The sequence below is a fragment of the Desulfofundulus sp. JL263-se genome (assembly GCF_056316025.1).
Window position 1 is genome coordinate 292069 of sequence record NZ_CM149993.1, and the last position, 16518, is coordinate 308586.

General features: G+C 48.9%; 11 protein-coding genes. All 11 read left to right on the forward strand.

The window, feature by feature from the left end:
* Nucleotides 1-891, forward strand: coding sequence for an ABC transporter ATP-binding protein (locus ACX4JR_RS01495; RefSeq protein WP_476059293.1), 891 nt, complete (start codon nucleotides 1-3; stop codon nucleotides 889-891).
* A complete protein-coding gene (locus ACX4JR_RS01500; protein WP_476060448.1) occupies nucleotides 888-1619 on the forward strand; it encodes an ABC transporter permease in 732 nt (243 codons plus the stop codon). Before ACX4JR_RS01495 ends, ACX4JR_RS01500 begins: the two co-directional genes overlap by 4 nt.
* 297 nt (nucleotides 1620-1916) lie before the next feature.
* On the forward strand, nucleotides 1917-3056 hold the full coding sequence (locus ACX4JR_RS01505) for a magnesium chelatase ATPase subunit I (RefSeq protein ID WP_476059294.1): 1140 nt from the start codon (nucleotides 1917-1919) through the stop codon (nucleotides 3054-3056).
* A gap of 161 nt (nucleotides 3057-3217) precedes the next feature.
* A complete protein-coding gene (locus tag ACX4JR_RS01510) occupies nucleotides 3218-5266 on the forward strand; it encodes a copper amine oxidase N-terminal domain-containing protein (RefSeq protein WP_476059295.1) in 2049 nt (682 codons plus the stop codon).
* Between the two features lie 314 nt (nucleotides 5267-5580).
* Nucleotides 5581-5778, forward strand: coding sequence for a hypothetical protein (locus ACX4JR_RS01515; protein WP_476059296.1), 198 nt, complete (start codon nucleotides 5581-5583; stop codon nucleotides 5776-5778).
* A gap of 561 nt (nucleotides 5779-6339) precedes the next feature.
* Nucleotides 6340-7437 (forward strand): ABC transporter substrate-binding protein, encoded by a 1098-nt coding sequence (locus tag ACX4JR_RS01520; RefSeq protein WP_476059297.1) that lies wholly within the window; start codon nucleotides 6340-6342, stop codon nucleotides 7435-7437.
* A 560-nt stretch (nucleotides 7438-7997) separates the two neighbouring features.
* Complete coding sequence (locus tag ACX4JR_RS01525) at nucleotides 7998-9074, forward strand: ABC transporter substrate-binding protein (protein ID WP_476059298.1); 1077 nt, start codon at nucleotides 7998-8000, stop codon at nucleotides 9072-9074.
* Between the two features lie 14 nt (nucleotides 9075-9088).
* Nucleotides 9089-10177 (forward strand): FecCD family ABC transporter permease, encoded by a 1089-nt coding sequence (locus ACX4JR_RS01530; RefSeq protein ID WP_476059299.1) that lies wholly within the window; start codon nucleotides 9089-9091, stop codon nucleotides 10175-10177.
* Complete coding sequence (locus ACX4JR_RS01535) at nucleotides 10174-10947, forward strand: ABC transporter ATP-binding protein (RefSeq protein WP_476059300.1); 774 nt, start codon at nucleotides 10174-10176, stop codon at nucleotides 10945-10947. The genes ACX4JR_RS01530 and ACX4JR_RS01535 overlap by 4 nt, the downstream gene beginning before the upstream one ends.
* A gap of 130 nt (nucleotides 10948-11077) precedes the next feature.
* The gene (gene cobN / locus ACX4JR_RS01540; protein WP_476059301.1) at nucleotides 11078-14935 is read left to right on the forward strand and encodes a cobaltochelatase subunit CobN; all 3858 of its coding nucleotides are present in this window, start codon (nucleotides 11078-11080) and stop codon (nucleotides 14933-14935) included.
* Between the two features lie 530 nt (nucleotides 14936-15465).
* On the forward strand, nucleotides 15466-16305 hold the full coding sequence (locus ACX4JR_RS01545) for a DUF4382 domain-containing protein (RefSeq protein ID WP_476059302.1): 840 nt from the start codon (nucleotides 15466-15468) through the stop codon (nucleotides 16303-16305).
* Nucleotides 16306-16518: the final 213 nt, after the last annotated feature.

Below are 16518 nucleotides of genomic sequence, written 5' to 3' on the forward strand. Positions count from 1 at the left end.
TTGCTTTTAAGTAACCACCATCAAGAAGGTGAGGAATACCGGACAGTGATTGTACTTCAACAACTGGCCAAAACCTATGGAAACATACAGGCCGTCGCCGGGCTGGACCTGCAAATTGCCCGGGGGGAGATCTTTGGCTTATTAGGGCCCAACGGGGCCGGTAAAACCACCACCATAAGAATGCTCACCATGTTAACCCGGCCTACCTCCGGCAGAGCGCTGATAAATGGGTACGAAGTTACCCGGGATCTGGGCAGGGTAAAAAAAGAAATCGGCGTGGTTCCCCAGCATATGAATCTTGACCAGGAACTCACCGCATGGGAAAACCTGGAGCTGCACGGCCGCCTGCACAAGATGTCCAGGGCGGAGCGGTACCGGAGAATCGAGGAACTGCTCGAATACGTTGGGCTGGCCGGTAGGGCCAAAGACCTGGTAAGCAAGTTTTCCGGCGGGATGAAGCGCCGCCTGATGATAGCCAGGGCCCTGATGCACTATCCCAGTGTACTGTTTCTGGACGAGCCCACAGTGGGGCTGGATCCCCAGACCCGCCGCAAAATATGGGACCTGATCAGGAAGATGAACGGCGAAAACATGACCGTCCTCTTGACCACCCATTACATTGAAGAGGCTGAAGTGCTCTGCCACCGGGTCGGCATTATGGACCGGGGGCGGCTGATTGCCTTGGGCACGCCGCAAGAACTTAAACAAAGAGTCGGGGAAATAGTGGTGGAAACTTTACACCAAGGCAATACCAGCTACAGGTTTTTCAAAAGCCGGGAAGAAGCTCTACAATATGCCGGCGCGCTGGCAGGCAACGTGGCCATCCGGGAATCCAACCTGGAAGACGTATTTGTAGAACTAACTGGGCGCAGGGTAGGTGATGAGCAATAGACTTCTACACGGTATTTTGGCGGGACATGCTGGTTTTAAAAAGAACCTTTTTTAAATTTTTTGCTTCACGGCTGGTGGCCCCCCTTCTTTACCTGGTGGCCTTTGGCTGGGGGCTGGGGCGCAGCATTCAAATGAAGAGCGGCACCTACCTGGAATTTGTGGTCCCAGGAATCATCGCCCTGAGCGCCATGAACACCAGCTTTAACGGCGTCGGCACTCCGCTTAACATGAGCAGGCTTTACCACAAGACCCTGGAAGAATATCTGATTGCCCCCATCAGTGCGTTTTCCTTTACTCTGGGCAAGGTACTGGCAGGCAGCGTGCGGGGGATTATTGCTTCTTTAATTATCCTGGTTCTGGGCTTTCTCTTTGGGGCCGAAATAATTCCGGGCTTATGGTTTTTCCTGGTAGTGCTGCTTACCTGCTTTCTCTTTGCCTCGCTGGGAGTGGTGGCCGCCATGACCATCGATTCCCACGAAGACATGGCCAATTTTACTACATTTATAATTCTTCCCATGTCTTTTCTTTGCGGCACCTTCTTTTCCCTGGAGAAAATGCCTAAGGCCATTGCCTGCCTTATTGAGGTTCTGCCGCTGACCCATGCCAGTTATTCCTTGCGCACCCTGGCCCTGGGCGGCAAACTGCCCTGGATTTCCATAGCGGTGCTGGCAGGTTATGCTGTGGTTTTGTTTGTAGCCGGTGTTATTGTGGTACGAAGGGTAAGATAACATCAACTTAAAATACGGGTACTTGATAAAGTGATGGGCATATTAATTTAGATTTCTTAGAAAAATTAAAAAAAGCAGGAATTAAGTTAATTAATGTAGAATAATAAAAAAGAGTAGTAAGAACCAACCGTTAGGCCGCAAGAGAACGGCTATAATGAAAAAAAACTAAGTCAAGTAACCAGCTATGCCATGAAGGCATTTTACCTGCAGAAGCAGGTGTAGGCTTTCATGGCTTTCTTATTTACAAAGGCTTAGCCTTGACAGAACATTAACAATACTTGAAAAGGTGGCTGAAAAATGACCGGTATAAAAAGAGTTTACCCCTTTGCCGCCATTGTCGGCCAGGAAGAAATGAAAAGAGGACTTCTGCTCAATGCCATAAATCCCAAACTTTCCGGCATTCTAATCCGCGGCGAAAAGGGCACGGCCAAATCCACTGCCGTGCGTGCCCTGGCGGCGCTGTTACCCGAGATAGAAGTGGTTTCCGACTGTCCCTTCGGCTGTGACCCCGGTGACATAACCACCATGTGCGCGCAGTGCCGGGAGCGTGCAGAGGCCGGTGAAGAACTACCCCGGGCCCGGCGCAAAATGCGGGTAATCGACCTGCCCGTATCCGCCACCGAAGACCGGGTAGTAGGCACCCTGGACATTGAACAGGCCATCAAAAAAGGGGAAAAACAATTTGAGCCCGGGGTACTGGCCCAGGCCAACCGGGGCATTCTCTACGTGGATGAAGTTAACTTACTGGATGACCACATAGTTGACGTACTCCTGGACTCCGCTGCCATGGGTGTAAACACCGTGGAGCGGGAAGGAGTTTCATTTACTCACCCGGCCAACTTCATTTTGGTGGGCACCATGAACCCGGAAGAAGGAGAGCTGAGGCCCCAGCTTTTAGACCGCTTCGGGCTGTGCGTGAACATTACCGGGATTTCCGACCCGGCCCTCAGGGTGGAAGTTGTCAAGCGGAGGGCCGCCTTTGAAGAGGACCCGGAAAGATTTGCCCTGGAGTGGGAGGCTGAGGAAGAGAAGCTCCGCCGGCAAATCGTAACCGCCAAAGAACTGCTGCCGCAGGTGAACATATCCGATGAAATGCTTTTCCTGATTGCCCAAATTGCCATTGAAATGGGAGTGGACGGGCACCGGGCCGACCTGGTAATAATGAAGGCGGCCAAGACCACGGCGGCATTGAACGGCAGAACAGAAGTTACCGAAGAAGACGTGCGCCAATCGGTTGACCTGGCCCTGCTGCACCGGATGCGGCGCAAGCCCTTCCAGGAGCTGGACATTGACCGGCAAAAGCTGGAGAGTGTGATGGGCGGGCACAGCCGCGCTTATACTCATGCACACCCGCATACTCATACCCATAGCCATGCACACAGCCATATTCACAGCCATTCCCATATACACTCTCATCAACATAATCACCATAAGTAACCAGCGGCCACGAAGGTCTGACTTCCTCCAAGGAGGGGGTAGACTTTTCGTGGTTTTTAAATTGTTAGGGGGGTGAAATGCGGCCGGTGCTTGTTTTGTTAATGAGTGGAAACCAAGACATATATGGTTTCAAAACTAATTTTACACAGGGGGGAAACAAATTGTATAGAATTCGCAATAAACGCTTTTCACTGCTGCTTGCCCTAATATTTGTGGTGACCGTAATACTGCCGGCAGGCACGGTGTTTGGCGCTTCAAGCAAGGTTGATATTTACGGCGGCCCTTACAAGTGTGTAAGTACCGGAGACGGAATTGAGGGCAGCACGGTAACCGTAGTTTATAAAAATGACTTTACAGATGTTAGCGGTTTTGACGGTAATCACAATGATCTTGGCGAACTGGTAATTCAAGTAAGCCTGCCGGACGGCGTGGAATTTGCCGGGACCCCGGATAAAGATAATATTGGTGAACTTGTTACGTATGAGAATCTTTCAGATGGAGTGACCTTTATAACCGCTGACTCAAACTATTGTGAGATTGAAACCAATGCTGCTGACTGGAAAGAGGGCAGTAAAGTCAAATTTGACTTTAGCAAAAACGACGGCCTGGACATTGCTGATGACTTTACCGGTAATGTCGAGGTGACCGTGGAAGTTACTTGTTTTAATAAAAACGGCGAAATTATCTGGACCGAGGATGAAGATGACATAATCGTTGCCAAAGTATCCGGCACTACCACCTCTATAACCGCCGGTGAACCCGAAAAAATAACCTGGGGTGCCGGGCGTGAACTTGCTAAAATCACCCTGCAAGAGGGACAGGCAGGCGAATTCAAGGACGGCGAAGAGATTTACTTCAAAATTCTAACTGATGACGTAACTTTTAGCAACAATATTGGCCAGGTTAACACTGCCAGAGTTAGAGTTATCCAGCAAAAAGACGACGACCAAACCGTTTGTTTAAAAATTTTTCAAGTCTCTGAAGGCCTTCCGGGCAAAATAGAATTTACCCCCGAAGTAGACATTTGCCCTACCGTTAGCGGCGACATCAAGATTAAAGTCTACAGCAATCATGAAGATACCGAATTAGACGATGAAAAGTTAGTTATTGGCAAGGTAATTAATGAAACCGGAACCGTTGAAGAACTTGAAGACAACGACACCGTTGTCTATGCCGGTACTGACAAGAAAAAGCTGGGTGTCAGCTTCAAATACTGGCCGGACGGAGACATCATTACCCTTACCTTGAACAAGGGCAAATTTGTCAGCCCCTTGCCCAAATTTGATGGTAGTAACAGCAATGTTCAAGCCTATAATAACGGCCGGTCCGTATACTATGAGATTGATTCTGACGACGGGGGGCCCGTCGAGATAACAAAAATTCATATTGCGTGCGATAACGACGTTGAACCCGGAGATATTAAACTGATCGTCGGCGGTAAAGATGGGACCGGGGAAGAGATAGTCATCGGAAAAATTGACAAGCCCTTCACCGTAACGGCTGAAAAGCCCGAAATTCGGGCCGGTGCTTTCAGCCAGGCCGCCGGCAACCTGGTCATCACCGAAGCTGAGGACGGAACCATCAGCGAGGCTGTCTACATGGAACTGCCCTCCGGCATTGAATTCAGCGGGACGCCCTCCGTAAAAGTAATCCAGGGAGACATTGACGTAAGCGTCAGCGTAAAAGACGACAACATTCTCGTATTAAGCGTTAGCGAAGAAAGCTCAACTGCCAGCACCATTGAAATTTCTGACATCAAGTACGATACCGGGAGCCTTGCCCTGCCCGGCGATGTGGAACTCAGCATTTATACCGAAAGCGATGACTCCTTGTTCTTCAAGGTAGCCAACGCTACCGTTGTTGACGGCAATGTAATTAAAGTTTTCTTTACCGTTGGAAATGAAGGTGTTCACGTAGTAAACGGCCGCACCCTGGTACAGGTTAACCTGCTCTGCGACCTTCTCGGGCTGCAAAAGAGCTGGGATCCTGCTACTAAAACTGCGCACTTCATCAAGGGCGGCAAGGTTATAGCCTTTCCCGTTGGCGAGAACAAAATATTAATCAACGGTGTAGAAGTGCCGGTTGACCAGGGGGCCAGGATTATAAACGACTATACCTGTGCGACTCTCCGCGGCCTGCAGATGGCTTTCGGGGGAAAACTTGACTGGGATAACGATAATAAGGTGGCTGCTTTTAATTTCGTTAAGTAGTTAGCTTTATTATCACTGCAATCCAGGCGTTAAAAACCGGATTGCAGGTTAGGAGGCAAAAATGATGAAGAAAGTATTTCCGGCTTTAATTGTCATTTGCCTTATAGTTTTTTTACTTGCCGGCTGTTCGCAGACAGTAAAAGAGGGAAAAGAAGAGGTAAAGCCAAAAACTATAACTATCATTTATCATTGACTCGACGTATTGGGGGCCGAAGACAAGATCGTAGGGGTAGAGGATGGTGCAGTAGATTATGAGGATATAGGATCAAAATTTTAAAGATATACCGAGTGTTGGACATTTTAGTGAATTTAATGTGGAAAAGGTAGAGCTAGATCCCGATGTAGTTTTGGGATATGAGACTTCTATAGAAAAGGGCCTTGTAAAAAAGCTTGAGAAATTTGGTATTTCGTTTGTTGTTTGCCCGTCATTTGAAAGGGATATTAGGGTGTTAGGCAAGATAATGGGCAAAGAAAAAGAGCAGAAGAATTCCTTGATTTTCATAACAAAATAATAAATTTGATAACTGATCAAACTAAAAAAGTTAAGCCACCTGAAAAAACGTGGGTATACCTGGAGTGTTCGTGGAAACCGTGGTGCACCTACGGTAAAGACAGATATATGTTATTACCTCGATATCATTGGAGCCAAGAATATCGGTTTAAAGTTATCCGGTGAACTTGTAGAGGTAAGCCCTGAGTGGGTTTTAACGAAAGATCCCGAGGCTATTTTTATTGCTCTTCCAGTAATAAAGTAGGACCTGACCCAACCTCTCTTAAGGAAATACGAAACGAAGTCATGCAGTGGCCGGCTTTCCAGAAAGCAAACATTATTGCGACCGAGAAAGGCAATGTGCATGTTCTCGGTTGGAGAGTGTATAAGGGAGCAAGATTTGCTATTGGGTTACTTCGCATGGCTAAGTGGTGTCACCCACAGTTGTTTACCGACGTCGAGCCTGAACAAATTCACGGGGAATTGATGCAAAGATTTATGGGCATAGAGCTGGAGAATGTTTGGATTTATTAGGGTGAACCCTTAAACAGGTTAAAAGCAAAAGGGTAAGGGGGTAAAGAGTGTGGAGTTGCGGAAAGAGATAAGGAGAAAATTTATGCCTGTTATGGTGATATGTATAATCGCCATATTTGTAAGTTTTACTTTTTCTTGTACCCCGGCGAAGGAAGAGAAAGCGCTTCAAGAGGTTAATACAAACTACCCCAGAACAATTGTTGATTCTCTTGGGAGAGAGGTAACGATAGAAAAGCCTGTAGAAAGGATAATTGTTCTTGGTAATTACCGCTGTGAGGCGGTTAAAGTGCTTGGAGCAACTGACAAAATAGTGGGCATAGATACAAATTCAAAGGAATACAGCCCTTATTACTTTCCCGAACTGCTTGATAAACCGGATGTTGGAACTTGGTATGAGCCTAACGTTGAAGTAATTGCTAGTCTATACCCGGATATAGTCGTTACTTCTGCACCCCAGGAACGGCTTTTAAAACTTGAAGAAAAGCTTAAACCTTTTGATATCACGGTAATTGGGCTAGATTTCTATAGGGATAATCGTATCAAAGAAGAAATTAAAAAGCTGGGACATCTTCTGGAGAAAGAGGACAAAGCGCGAGAGTACCTTCAGTGGCGGGAACATTATGAAAAGATAATCAATGAATATATCAAGGGGTTCAGCGAAGGAGAGAAGCCGAAAGTATACATGGAATGGGGACATGAAGCAGGAAGGAGTTACGGCAGGGGTTCCAGTGGGCAAACCATGTGCACCTTTGCCGGCGGCAGAAATATAGCTAGCGAACTATCTGAATTTCCGACTGTGAGCATGGAGTGGGTGGTAGAACAAAATCCCGATGTGATAGTAAAAAGCATCAACTTAAACGGAAGATGGGGTTGGGATAACAGAGAAGAGCCAGAGAGGATAATTGCTGAGCTTAAGAGCCGCCCCGGTTGGAACGTTATATCTGCCGTTAAGAATAATAGAGTATATATATTCAGTTCAGAGATTAGCTGGGGATTGGATAGTATTGTCGGCACTGCTTATTGGGTTGAGTGGTTCCACCCAGCATTGGATATAAATCCACAAAATATTTACAGGGAATATCTCGAACGTTTCCTCGAAGTCGAGTACCCACAAGATTTAATATTCGCTTATCCACCGGCAGGTTAATTAGAAAGAGTAGATAAGTTGATGTAGAGAAAGCCAGAAAGTTCGAGTGAGAGCTCAAGGAACTCTGGGGAACTCAGCGGACTTTCGAGGAGGAATGGCAGGTATTAAAGAAAGGCTGTAAAGTATATGTTGATAGATACCATGGGCCAGGTCGGTAATTCACAATGCTATAGTTGTAATCTTTATTGTTGGCTTGGTTGTGTTCTGGTAGGAAAAAGAGCGCGGATTTTTTGCCGGCGATAATATTTCTTGGCAGGCATTAGGGGCCCGCCCGAAAAATTATTGACATTAATTTTTAAACCCGGCAGGAATTAAGTTAATTATTAAAGAAATAACAATAAAAGTGTGGTAACCACTTATAGGCCGAAGAAGGGTGGGAAGTTGGTTTAATTTGCTTCGCAGGGGGCGAAGCGAAACTTAAAAATTGACCTAAACAATTAAAGACGGAAAAACAATGCCATGAAGGCATTGTACCTGCAGAAGCAGGTATGAGCTTTCATGGCATTTTTTGTTGGCAAAGAACTCTACGCCAAGTTTAAATTGAGGGAGGAAAAAAAGAAATGAAAATAAAGAAAATGATATCTATAATAGCAATAATGATAATTGCCTTGCTGGCAACTTTTACCTCCTCTTGCACTTCAGTAAAAGAGGAAAAAGCACAGGCAAAGACTATTACCATTACGGATTCGGCGGGGAGAACGGTAGAGATACCTCAGCCTTTGGAAAGAATTGTTGTCCTTTCTTTTGACCACGCCGTGGCCTTGAAGTGCATTGGTGTGAGCCCTGACGAGGTTGTCGGAATTAGCAAGTATATGGCTGGTGATGAGCCAATTTTGCCCGAAATTAGTAAAAAACCCCAGGTAGGTTCAAGTTTTGAGCCGAACCTCGAGAAAATAGTTGAGTTAAAGCCGCAAGTAGTGTTTACTTATGTGAAATGGCCGGATCCGGAGAGACTGGAGAGAAAACTTCCCGATGAAATAAAAGTGGTGCGTCTCGATCTTTACAATCCGGAGACAATGGAAAGAGAGATCAAGTTGTTGGGAAGAATTTTTGGAAAGGAAAAAGAGACAGAAGAATACGCTGAATTTTGGTTCAGCAAGATCAGGGCGATCGAGGAAAAAGTAAAAGATTTGAAAGAAGAAGAAAGAGTCCGTGTTTATTATGAGCACGGATCAAAACCATATCATACTTGTTCTCAAGGTTCAGGATACCACCAGTTGATAGAAATGGTTGGAGGTATCAATATTGCCCGTGGTCTTGTTGGAGGTTATCCCGAGGTTGATCCTGAGTGGGTAATTCAACAAAATCCCGATGTGATAGTTAGGGATCTTTATGAACATAATGGTTTTGGGAATCCTGATCTTCAGCCTCTTCAGGAAGCAACCGAGAGCTTAAAAGAAAGACCGGGATTTGGTGAGATCAAAGCAGTAAAAGAAGGGAGAGTTTACACCTTTGCTCATTCGCTTTGGGGTGGAGCCTTTAAGAACATTGGGGCTTGTTTCTTAGCGAAGGTGTTTTACCCTGAGCTTTTTAAAGACCTCGATCCGGAGGAGTATCTCAGGGAACACCTGGAAAAATATCTGCGAGTGGAATATGAAAAAGTAAAAGGGGCTTTTATATATCCGGAACTTAAATAAAAGGAGACAAGCCTATGGCAACGGAAGTCAAGGAAATTGAAGTCCCTGAAATAAAGGAGCTTTACTCCAGGTTCACCGCCAGGAAGGTTATTTTTATCCTGGGCAGCCTTGGTGTTCTTATAGTTTTATCCTTATTTGCCACTACTTTAGGTGCTGCCCGTTTAGGAGTAAATGAGGTTTCCAACGCCATCATGGCCAGAATTGTTCCCTTTGCCGGAATTGAAACAACACGTTTTGCCGATGTTGTGGTATGGAATCTAAGGCTTCCCAGGATTGTTATGGGAATTGTTGCCGGGGCAGGTCTTGCCGTATCCGGTGCAGCGATGCAAGGGATAATGCGAAATCCTTTAGTAAGTCCCTTTACCATAGGAGTTTCCTCCGGTGCGGCCTTGGGGGCATCTCTCGCCGTCGTCCTTGGATTTAATCTTGTCGGGGGCGAAAAGGCCGTAGTAGTAACCAATGCTTTTATCTTCGGCCTGCTTACCGCTTTTCTGGTTTATGGTCTTGCCAGGATGAGAGGGGTGACCGGGGAGACTTTAATATTGGCCGGAATTGCAATAATGTATCTTGCGAGTGCTGCTACTTCGCTGCTCCAATACATTGCTACCGAAGAGGAACTTCAGGCCGTGGTCTACTGGCTGTTTGGCAGTCTTACGGGGGCAAGCTGGGGAAATATATTGGTAGTAACTGTAATGCTCTTTTCTTGCCTTCCCCTTTTGATGAGGTACTCCTGGGATTTAAACGTAATGGCCTCCGGGGGAGATGAAGTTGCCACAAGTCTCGGTGTTAATGTACCCCGGGTGAGGGTAGTAACCCTCATTTTGGCAACCCTCATTACCGCCGGGATAATCTGCTTTACGGGAATAATAGGTTTTGTTTGCCTTGTCGCTCCTCATATAACTCGTTTGCTAATTGGTGCAGATCACAGGTTTCTAATGCCTTGCTCTTGCATTCTCGGAGCCATTCTCCTGGTCGGGGCCGATACTATAGGAAGGACTGTTTTTTCACCTGTCGTCATTCCGGTAGGAATTGTACTTTCCTTCATTGGCGTTCCTTTCTTTATTTTTCTCCTTATGACCAGAAGAAAGGAGTATTTCTCATGATAATTGAGGTCAAAAGGCTTCACTTCAGTTACGGGAGCCGCCCTGTTTTGGAGGATGTAACCCTGGAGGTAGAAAAAGGGGAAGTGGTAAGCCTTGTGGGGCCCAACGGCTCGGGGAAAACCACCTTGCTGAAGTGCCTCAATAAAATTCTGAAGCCAAAGATGGGGACATTGCTCTTATCAGGGAAGGATATAAGCAAAATGAAGTTAAAGGAACTTGCCCGGCTTTCAGGCTATGTTCCTCAAAATACCGCCCGGTCCTTCCCTTCTACCGTCTTTGACACCGTCCTTTTGGGAAGAAGACCCCACATAGGGTGGGGAGTAAGCCCCAAGGATAAGGAAATAGTCTCGAACTTGCTCAAGTTAATGGGCCTGGAAGAAATGGCGCTGCGAGATTTTAACGAGCTCAGCGGCGGAGAGAAACAAAAGGTTCTTTTTGCCCGGGCTTTTGCCCAAGAGCCGGAAGTCCTTCTCCTTGACGAACCTACCAGCAACCTTGACCTGAAGCACCAGCTGGAGGTCATGAATTTAATCTCTTCCACGGTGAAAGAAAAAGGCATAGCAGCAATAATATCAATACACGACCTGAACTTGGCTTCCCGCTTCTCCGATAAAATGATTTTTCTGTGTAAGGGGAGGATTTGCGCCGCCGGCAGGCCTGAAGAGGTACTTATCCCTGAAAACGTAAGGGCAGTTTACGGCGTGGAAACAGTTATCAATAAAGATTTGGGGAAGCCTCATATTATACCGATTGCACCTGTTCAAGCGTAAAATTGGGAAAAAGCGGGCGCGGTTATTTTTGGGGGAAATTTTCCAAGCTAAGCATGGCTTGGCAAAGATAATTTTTCCGTGGAAAAATTCCCCCAAAATCCTGAAACGGTAAGAAAAGGGGGGAAGATACATGAAAAAGATTACCGCTGTTATGTGGCACAGCCATACCACTACCATGCGGCGGGCCAGGGAGCTAGTGAAAGATGTGCTGGAAGTGAAAGTATACTCGGCCCGCTTTCTGGATGAAGGTAAGGAGGATCTGGCGGGCGCGCTTGAAGATATGGCCCAATCCGACTTGATCTTTTTCTACCGGTCTGCATCTGAAACTATTTGGGTCGAGCTGGAAGAGGCCGTTAAAAAGATGGATAAGCCCGTTATTTGTACTGCCCATGACCCGGCCTTATGGGGCCTTTCTACGGTGGATGCGAAGATCATTTCCCGGTGCTACACGTATATAGCTTACGGCGGGGCGGAAAACTTCGCCCGCATGCTCCGGTACGTGGCGGCCGGGGTTTTGGAGATGGATGTAACCTATGATGAGCCCCTTCCCCTCCCGTGGGAGGGCATCTATCACCCCCGGGCTGAAGATTACTTCACCAGTGTAGAAGATTACCTGGCCTGGTACAAGCCCAAACCCGCCCCTGCGGTAGGGCTGCTTTTTTCCCGGGGCCACTGGGTTAACGGGAACGCAGCGGTGGAGGATATGCTGATACGCCTGCTGGAAGAAAAGGGGTATAATGTTATTCCGGCCTTTTGCTATTCTCTGAAGGACGCCGATTTGGGAACAAAAGGTTCGGGGGAGGTAGTGCGGGAGTACTTTTTCGATGCGGAAGGACGTCCTCGCATAGCCGCCCTGGTGAAGCTGGTGGCCTTCTTCCTTGAGGCCGGGGCGAAAAGTGATGATTTCCTGCAAGAAAATGTAGCTTCTGCAGGGGTGACTTTGCTGCAGAAATTGGGTGTTCCCGTCTTTCAGCCGGTAACCTCGTTTTACCGAACGGTGGAGGAATGGGCGGAGGACCCGCAGGGACTGAACCGGGATATCTCGTGGACCATTGCCATGCCGGAGTTTGAAGGCGTTATTGAGCCCATCTTTATTGCCGGGGCAAGGCGCGAAGGGGAACTGGAGATACGGATGCCCGTTGAGGAGCGGTGTCGGCATTTAGTTGACCGGCTGGCCAACTGGATAAAGCTGGTCCAAAAGCCGGTGAACGAGAGAAAAGTAGCCTTTATCCTGCATAACAACCCCTGTGCTTCGGTGGAGGCCACCGTGGGCGGCGGTGCCAACCTGGATACGCTGGAAAGTGTGGCCAGGTTGTTGCAGCGGATGAAAGATGCGGGTTACCGGGTAGAGCCGCCGCAAAACGGCAAAGAACTCATTGATACCATTATGGACAGAAAAGCTATTTCTGAATTTCGCTGGACCACGGCGGACGAAATTATCAGCAAAGGCGGCGCCTTAAAACTCATTCCGGTAGAAGACTACCGGGCCTGGTTTGACACATTGTCTGCCCGGGTGCGCCGGCGGCTGACCGAAGCGTGGGGAGAGCCCCCGGGAGAGGAAAGGAACGGGGTGCCCCCGTCTATGGTGTATGATGGTAAGATTATCGTTACCGGGGTATCCTACGGAAATGCCGTTGTATGCGTCCAGCCGAAAAGAGGCTGTTCCGGGGCGAGGTGCGACGGGCAGGTTTGCAAGATTTTGCATGACCCGGATATTCCGCCGCCGCACCAGTACCTGGCCACCTACCGCTACCTGGAGCGGGATTTCGGTGCAGACGTGCTGGTACACGTAGGTACGCACGGTAACCTCGAGTTTCTGCCCGGCAAGGGCACAGGCATGTCCGGCGACTGCTTCCCGGATCTGGCCATAGGTTCTCTCCCGCACCTGTATATTTATAATGCCGACAACCCGCCGGAAGGAACCATTGCCAAGCGGCGCAGTTATGCTGTCCTGGTGGATCACATGCAGACCGTGCTTATCCAGGGCGGGCTTTACGATGAGCTGGCCGAGCTGGAGCGCTATTTAGAAGAATATGAGAAGGCCAAAGTTGCTGACCCGGCGCGCGCCCATACTTTGGAACACCTGATCATTGAAGAAATCCAAAAGACAAACCTGGATAAACAAATACCGGTAAGCCATAATCACGGCTCCTTTGCCGGGATTGTGGAAAAGGCCCACGCGGTGCTTTCCGTGATCCGTAATACGCAGATTCAAGACGGCCAGCACATCTTCGGTGAAATTCCTACCGGAGAGAGGCGGGTGGAATTTATCAATTCCATCCTGCGCTTTGACGCTGGGGAGCAGGTTTCCCTGCGCCGCGCGGTGGCCGGGCTGATGGGGCTTGAGCTTGGCGAGCTGATAGCCGACCAGGGGCGGGTTTCCTTGCGCTACGGCAAGTCCCACGGCGCTCTCCTGGAAGAGATCGACGCGGCCGCCAAAGCCTTTATCGGGAGGTTCCTCAAGGGTGAACAAGTAGATGCCGGCTTTGCGCAGGAAATCCTGAAAGACAAGTTCATTTGTCCCGAGGTCCTGTCCGAATTAAATGCGGTATTGCCCCGCGTAGCCGACCTGGATGCCCGCATCGAGGCGTCCCGGGAAATTGAGGCCCTGCTTTCCGGCTTTGAGGGAAGATATATTCCTGCCGGGCCCTCCGGCCTGATAACCAGGGGCCGGGACGATGTCCTGCCCACGGGAAGAAATTTTTACTCCCTCGACCCCCACCGGGTGCCTACTAAAGCTGCCTGGGAAGTGGGCAGGCGTTTGGCCGAAAAGGTGCTGGCCAAGCACCTGGAAGAAGAGGGCCGTTATCCGGAAAACATAGCATTTTACTGGATGTGCAACGACATCATGTGGGCGGACGGCGAAGGGCTGGGCCAGATGCTTTATCTCCTCGGCGTGCGCCCGAAGTGGCTCCCGAACGGGCGCGTGGCGGGTATCGAAGTTATCCCGTTGGAGGAACTGGGGCGCCCGCGGATTGACCTGACGGTACGCGTATCGGGCATCACCCGCGATAACTTTCCCAATTGTATCGAGCTCCTGGATGAAGCCGTCCAGGTGGTGGCTGCCCTTGACGAGCCGGCGGAGCAGAACTTTATCCGCAAGCATACTCTGGCCCAGCTGGATGGGGAAAGCAGCCGCGAGGCCTGGCGGGATGCCACCCTGCGCATATTTGCCTCCAAGCCTGGCACCTATCAGGCTGGTGTTAACCTGGCTGTTTACGCCTCGGCCTGGAAAGATGAAAAGGACCTTGCCGATATCTTTGTCTACTGGAACGGTTACGCTTACGGCAAGGGCGTGTTCGGCAAGGAGGCCTTCCGGCAGCTGCAGTCCAATCTGAAAACGGTGGACGTTACCTATAACAAGGTGGTTACTGACGAATATGACCTCTTCGGTTGCTGCTGCTACTTCGGTACCCACGGCGGCATGACCGCGGCGGCGCGGGTGTCTTCCGGCAAGGATGTAAGGACTTATTACGGCGACACCAGGGAGCCGGGGCATGTCGAGGTGCGCACCCTGGCTGACGAAGTGCGGCGGATAGTCAGGACGAAGCTCTTGAACCCGAAGTGGATTGAGGGGCAGAAGCGCCACGGCTATAAGGGGGCCGGGGACATCTCCAAGCGAGTCGGCCGGGTCTATGGCTGGGAGGCCACCACCCAGGAGGTTGACGACTGGATTTTTGATGATATTACCAGAACTTTTATCATGGACGAGGAAAACCGGCAGTTCTTTGAAGAGCATAACCCCTGGGCCCTGGAGGAAATTGCCCGCCGCTTGTTGGAAGTCCACCAGCGCGGCCTCTGGGATGCCGACCCTGAAGTACTGGAAAGTTTGAAGGAATACTACGTGGAAATTGAAGGCTGGCTGGAAGAAAAAATGGGCGACGTTAAAGGTGAATTTCAAGGTGGCGCCATTGACATTCTCACTGCTGAAGAGGTGGCCGATTGGGGGGTCAAGATGCGGGAGATTAAGGCCAAGCTGGGGGAGTGAATCGAAAAAGGGGACGGGTTACTTTTTCATCACGGAGGGTCTGCTTTAAAGTTGCGAGGTGGCGAGATGTCTGCGGCGCCCCCTGCTGTAATGGAAATAGAAAATGTAGTCAAACGCTGCGGTAATATGACGGCCGTTGGACCAACCTGGAAGATGTTTTTGTGGAGCTAACGGGGCTTACGCAAGACCTTGGAATATGAAGTTCGGGGGACTGGCGGGTGGAAGTACAGCTTCAAAGATAACAATGTTATAGAATAATATAGCGAAAAATTTTTAACAGTGAGGAAGGAATTTGTGAATTAATATAGAATATTAACAAAAATTAGGATAACGGCGGAATGGATCCGTCATTTTTTAACAAAAAAGTTGGCGTTAAGACAGGTAAAATAAGGAGAGGAAACATACCACGGAGGTATTTCCCTGCAAGAAGCAGGGAGTGCTTTCGTGGTTTGTTTTTTTCCAGCGCTGGAATTGAATTGATCAGGGTAAGTGCCGGTGACCGGTAAAATTACATCGGAGGAGGCAAAGATATGAAGAGATTGCTTTTCGGCGCAGTAATTTTCATCTTTTTGGCGGCTGTCCTTTCCGGCTGTGGTAGCGGCGGCACGGGCGAGCAGCGGGGCGGAGAGAAAACTGAAGTAGCGAAAACCGGAACATTGCAGTTTACGGCCAACGGTGAAGATTTTATCAGGCAGGGCTTTACCTCCAAGGACGGCTGGGAACTTACTTTTGACCATGTGTACGTCAACCTGGTTGATGTTACTGCTTACCAGGCCGACCCCCCTTATGACGCCGATAAGGGCGGCGAGGTTCAGGCCGGGACCAAGGTCGGCCTTCCGGGAACCCATACCGTGGATTTGGCAGAGGGCGATGAAAATGCCCCGCCCATTCTGGTTGGTGAGGTAAAGGACGTGCCTGCGGGCCATTATAATGCCATTTCCTGGAAAATGCTAAAGGCAGCGGAAGGTCCCGCCAAGGGCTATTCCCTGGTTATTATCGGCAAGGCTGTAAAGGACGGCAAAACTATTAATTTCACCATAAAGAATGAGCAAGAGTACAGGTATACTGGCGGGGAGTACATTGGTGACGAGCGCAAGGGTATTGTTACAGAGGGCGGTACTGCAGATTTGGAGATGACCTTCCATTTCGACCACATCTTCGGTGATGCCGGGACGCCTGCCGACGATGAGCTCAATGTGGGTGCGCCGGGCTTTGAGCCCTTTGCTTCCCTGGCCGAAGACGGCGTTGTGGATGTTAACATGGCCGAGCTCAAGGAAAAACTTTCACCCGAGGCTTATCAGAAGCTGGAGGAGATGCTGCCCACTCTGGGCCACGTGGGTGAGGGCCACTGCCATTGTGAGGTACTATAAGTAATTTGGAGCGGGTGTGCACGTACTAAAGTAGGTGACTTTTGGGCCCTTGAATTAGACGGGATTAACAGGATATACAGGATTATAAGTAATTATAAATTTTGTAACCCCCTTTAAAATATCTTGGTTTTTTAGAAATAAATTAATTATTTAGCTAAATCTTTATCTTTAGCTGTTAATCCCGTCTGAAGTATTTTATTTATGCTCATTAAA